Origin of the sequence: Micromonospora sp. KC213, from assembly GCF_004348325.1 — a bacterium.
In the GTDB taxonomy this organism is placed as follows: domain Bacteria; phylum Actinomycetota; class Actinomycetes; order Mycobacteriales; family Micromonosporaceae; genus Micromonospora.
Map to the genome: position 1 here is coordinate 1 of NZ_SMKF01000281.1, position 4,619 is coordinate 4,619.

Here is a 4,619-nt window from a genome sequence, read left to right on the forward strand (position 1 = left end):
CCCCTACTCCCAACTCGCCCGCATCGGGGATCTGCTGATGCTGTCCGGTCAGATCGCGGTCGACGACGATGGCCAACTGGTCGGCATCGACAGCATGGCGGCACAGGGCGACCGCATCTTTGAGATCGTCGCCGCGCTGCTTGCCGCCCACGGCGCCACCATGGCCGACATCGCCCATGTCCGTACCTTCGTCACCGACCTGAACCGGCTCGCCGAGCTGCGCGAGGTACGACGGCGCTGGTTTCCGGGGCAGCCACCGGCCAGCACCACCGTGGAGGTCGCCCGGCTGTTCCACCCCGACGCGCTGCTCGAAGTCGAGGTCACCGCGTCGGTGCCCGCAGCCGACCAGATGCCGGTGGGCACCAGCCGCAACTGACAAGGGGTTGGAGCAGGGGCAACCCTTCCGCTCCCGGCAGGACCAACTGGTCGTGGCCGGCGGCCATGCCGGATCCGGCTGCCTGCCAGTCGTCCGGCACGACGGCAGCGGTCAGCGGCGGCGCCAGAGCACCCGCCACGACCAGGGCCGGCGGGCGGGCGCGGCGGGATCGGGCGGCGAGGTCGTCAGCGCGGCCGGCGAGGCCACTGCCGGCTGCCGCTGGGTGCGCCACTGCCGTACCACGTTCTCGACGTCCACGGGACCGACGGCGACCCGGGGCCCGTCCGGGTAGCGCAGCCAGGCCACGATCTGCGCGTTGAGGTCGGCGACGACCGCCCGGACGGCCTGCTCGGTGGGCAGGTCGCGGACCTCGTCCGGAAGATTCTCGATCTTGCGACGCAGTTGCAAAGGTGTGGGCAGCAGCAGGTCGGTGGGCAGCGCCTCGCGCTCCAGAAAGCTCGTGATCCACCACGACTCGTCGTAGGGCAGCCCTCGCCCGGGGATCGGCTTGCCCGCACCGGGCAGGTTGTCGAAGTCCCCGCGCTCCAGCGCGGAGCGGATCTGCGCCTCGACCCTCGCCTCCATGTCGTTGCTCATCCCGACACCTCCTGCCCCTACGGTAATCACTCTCCGGCGGGGCAACACGTCCCGGCGGACGGCGGGCCGTTCCCGAGCGGAGGATCGGAGGCCGGACAGTGGAGGAGTGCGCATGTGGGACTGGCTGGTGGGCCTCGCGGTGGCGGCGGCGTGCGTGATCGCCAGCTGGGCGGTGCTGGTGCTGCTCGCCCGGCGGCTGCCCCCGGGCCTGCTGCGTGACCTGGCGGCGTTCGTCCCCGACTGCCTGACCGCGGTACGCCGGCTGCGCGCCGATCCGCGTGTGCCCCGTCCGGCCCGGGTGGCGGTCGTGCTGGCCGCGCTGTGGTTGGCCAGCCCGATCGACCTCATCCCGGAGTTCCTGCCGGTCATCGGGCCGCTGGACGACATCGTGGTGATCGCCCTGGCGTTGCGTTACGCCGGGCGGCAGGTGCCCCGGGAGGTGCTGCTGGCCGCCTGGCCCGGCGAGCCGCGCCTGCTGCTGCGGCTGCTCGGCCCGGCCGGGGCCTGACCGGGCCTGCGCGGCGGGCCGAAAGGTGGACCTGACACGGGCCGTGGATCAGCGGCCGGGCGTGGCCACGGCCGGGCGCAGCCGTACGTGGCGGTGCCCGTCCCGCGGCCATGGCGGCCGAGCCGGCAGCACCTCGACGAGGTCGTACCCGGTCTTCTCCGCCACCCGGCAGGAGGCCTCGTTGTCGATCTGGTGGAGCAGTTCCAGCCGGGTCAGCCCGGCGGCCGCGAACCGGGTGAACGCCCACGCGGAGACCGCCTCCAACGCTCGCGGGGCCACTCCCCGGCCACGGGCGTCGGCGGCGGTCCAGTAGCCCACCTCCGCGTCGGGGCGGCCGGGAACGACCTCCTTGAGCAGCACGTGGGCGACCAGCCGCTCGGTGGCGCCGGCCACCTCGCAGACCGCGAAACTGAACCGGCACCCCGCCGCCCAGCCCTGCTCGGCGCGGGCCACCCAGCGGCGGGCCTGTGCGACGTCCCGCAACGGATGGCGCGTGTGTGCCCGCAGCATCGGGTCACGGTGCGCCGCCACCAGCGCCTCGACGTCGTCAACCCGCCACGGGCGCAGGACGAGCGCGGGGGCGGACGCGGTGGCCGGGACACGCAACATCATCGACATCCGTGCAGTGTGACCCACCATCGCCCGGGCCAGCAGTCGCCAATTGGCTGTCGGGCCGGTGTGGTGGCACGGCTACGGTCACCGAAACGAGGACGGGGGGCGTCGATGGTCACGGTGGGTGCGTTGGTCGGGATCGGTCTGGTGGCGTTGGGTCTGGTGCTCACGCCCGGGCCGAACATGGTCTATCTGGTGTCCCGGTCCGTGACCCAGGGTCGGCGGGCCGGCTTGGTCTCCCTGCTCGGGGTGGCGGTCGGTTTCCTGGTCTACCTGACGGCCGCGGTGGCCGGCATTGCCACGGTGTTCGTGCTGGTGCCGCCGCTGTACACGGCGGTGAAGCTGGCCGGGGCGGCATACCTGCTCTGGCTGGCGTGGCGGACGCTGCGCCCGGGCGGCAGTTCGGCGTTCACGCCGACGCCGTTGCCGCCGGACCGGCCCCGCCGGCTGTTCACGATGGGCCTGGTCACCAACCTGCTCAACCCGAAGATCGCGATCCTGTACGTGTCGCTGCTGCCACAGTTCGTCGAGCCGGCGCGCGGGCAGGTGGCCGTGCAGAGTCTGCTGCTCGGCCTCACCCAGATCGCGGTCGCGCTGACGGTCAACGGGCTGATCGTGCTGACCGCCGGCACGGTGTCGACGTTCCTGTCCAGCCGGCCCGACTGGGCCCGGGCACAGCGGTACGTGATGGGTGGTGTGCTGGCGGGCCTCGCGGTGCGCATCGCCGCCGACCGCTCCCGTGCCGCCGTCGCGATGCCCTGACCCCGCCTGGGCCACTCGGGCGGTCAGGTCTCGCGGACCACGGCGGCGCCACCGGCCGGCACCACCACCGTGCCGTCGACCGGTGTGTCGGTGAGCAGGTCCACTCCGACGGCCGGGACGGGTTGCGGCCGGTCGGTGTGGTTGAGCAGGAACAGCCAGCTCGCCTCGCCGGCGCGGCGGCGGACCGCCTCGACGCCGGGTGGGGCGTCCGGGCAGACCGGCTCGACTCCGGCGGCGCCGGCGGCCTCGACCATCAGCCGCCGGTACGTCTCGTCGTCGGGGCGGGTCGAGACGTACCAGGCGGTGCCCGCGCCGAAGCGATGCCGGGTGACCGCGGGCCGGCCGTGAAGCGTCCCGCCGACGTACGCGCTGATGGTCTGCGCCCCGGCCAGGTGCACCGTCTCGGCCCAGATCCGCCCGGTGCCGCCGCCCGACAGCGGTACCTGCTCGTCGTCGGCGAGCGGATGGAACTCCTCCACCCGTACCCCCAGCACGTCCCGGAAAGCGCCCGGGTAGCCGCCGAGACGGACCCGGGCGTGCTCGTCGGCGACGCCGCTGAGCCAGGTCACCAGCAGGTGTCCGCCGCGCGCGACGTACCCACGCAGCCAGTCGGCGGTGGCGTCGGAGGCCAGGTAGAGCGCGGGCAGCACCAGCAGCCGGTACGTCCGCACGTCGTCGCCGGCAACGACGATGTCGCAGGCGTACCCGGTGCTCCACAGTGCCCGGTGCGCGGCGGCGACCTCGGCCTGGTGGTCGAGTGCCTCGGACGGCAGACCAGGGTGCTGCAGCGCCCAGCCGCTGGCCACGTCGTGGACGATCGCGACGCGGGCGTCGACGGCTCCCGCGTCGCACTCGGCGATCCGTTCCAGCACGCCACCGAACTCGACCGCCTCCCGGAACACCCGGCTGTCCGGGCCGGCGTGCGGCACCAGCGCCGAGTGGAAGCGCTCCGCCCCGCCGGCCGGGGCGCGCCACTGGAAGAACATCGCTCCCCGGGAGCCGCGCGCGACGTGGGACAGGCTGTGCCGGGCCATCCGCCCGGGTTCCTTGGTGTGACTCCGCCGGCGGGTGTGGATCTGACTCGCGGCGCTCTCCATCAGCAGCCAGGCCGGTGATCCGCCGCCGGTGGCGTGCCGGGCCCAGCCGCGGGCCAGGTCGGCGGCGAGCGCGGTCTGTTCCTCGGCACCGCCGTCGACGGCCGACGGGTAGTGGTCGATCGCCACCAGGTCCACCTCCCGGGCCCAGCGGGCGTGATCGACCGGCACCCAGTCGCCGAGCACGTAGTTGGTGGTGATCGGCACCCGGGGGTTGGCGGCGCGCAGCAGGTCCCGCTGTTCGACGTACGCGGCGAGCAGGGTGTCGGACCAGAACCGGCGGAAGTCCAGCAACTGGCCGGGGTTGGCCAGGTACTGGGTGGCGCGGGGGGTGCTGATCTGGGCCCAGTCCGAGTAGTGCTGGCTCCAGAAGCTGGTCACCCAGGCGTCGTTGAGCGTGTCGAGGTCGCCGTAGTGGTGGGCCAACCAGGTGCGGAACGCCCCCGCGGTGTGTTCGCAGTGGCAGGTGCTGCCGTACTCGTTGTGCACGTGCCACATCGCCAGCGCCGGGTGCGCGGCGTACCGGTCGGCGAGCACCTGTGCGATGCGACGGGCGGCGGCCCGGTAGGCGGGAGCGGCGGCGCAGTAGGTGTCGCGGCTGCCGTGACGCAGGCGTACCCCGGCGGCCGTGACCGGCAGCGCGTCCGGGTGGGCGAGGGTGAACCAGGGC

6 protein-coding genes are annotated in these 4,619 nt (G+C 73.7%); 3 read left to right on the forward strand and 3 right to left on the reverse strand.

Translation table 11 applies throughout. The features are described from left to right. Positions 1–376 (forward strand): RidA family protein (locus tag E1166_RS29610; protein ID WP_132343125.1); only part of this gene is annotated, 376 nt, incomplete at its 5' end. A gap of 111 nt (positions 377–487) precedes the next feature. Here E1166_RS29610 and E1166_RS29615 read toward each other — a convergent pair. Continuing rightward, positions 488–973 carry a DUF1992 domain-containing protein gene (locus E1166_RS29615; protein WP_132343126.1) on the reverse strand — a complete coding sequence of 162 codons (486 nt, stop codon included), beginning with the start codon at positions 971–973 and terminating at the stop codon, positions 488–490. Between the two features lie 112 nt (positions 974–1,085). Between E1166_RS29615 and E1166_RS29620 the strand changes: the two genes are divergently transcribed. Next, on the forward strand, positions 1,086–1,481 hold the full coding sequence (locus E1166_RS29620) for a DUF1232 domain-containing protein (protein ID WP_132343127.1): 396 nt from the start codon (positions 1,086–1,088) through the stop codon (positions 1,479–1,481). A 48-nt stretch (positions 1,482–1,529) separates the two neighbouring features. Here E1166_RS29620 and E1166_RS29625 read toward each other — a convergent pair whose 3' ends face one another. After that, positions 1,530–2,099, reverse strand: a complete 570-nt coding sequence (locus tag E1166_RS29625; protein WP_132343128.1) for a GNAT family N-acetyltransferase — start codon at positions 2,097–2,099, stop codon at positions 1,530–1,532. A gap of 105 nt (positions 2,100–2,204) precedes the next feature. Between E1166_RS29625 and E1166_RS29630 the strand changes: the two genes are divergently transcribed. Next, positions 2,205–2,855, forward strand: coding sequence for a LysE family translocator (locus E1166_RS29630; protein WP_132343129.1), 651 nt, complete (start codon positions 2,205–2,207; stop codon positions 2,853–2,855). Between the two features lie 23 nt (positions 2,856–2,878). Here E1166_RS29630 and E1166_RS29635 read toward each other — a convergent pair. After that, a partial coding sequence (locus E1166_RS29635; protein ID WP_132343130.1) for a beta-galactosidase occupies positions 2,879–4,619 on the reverse strand: 1,741 nt, incomplete at its 5' end.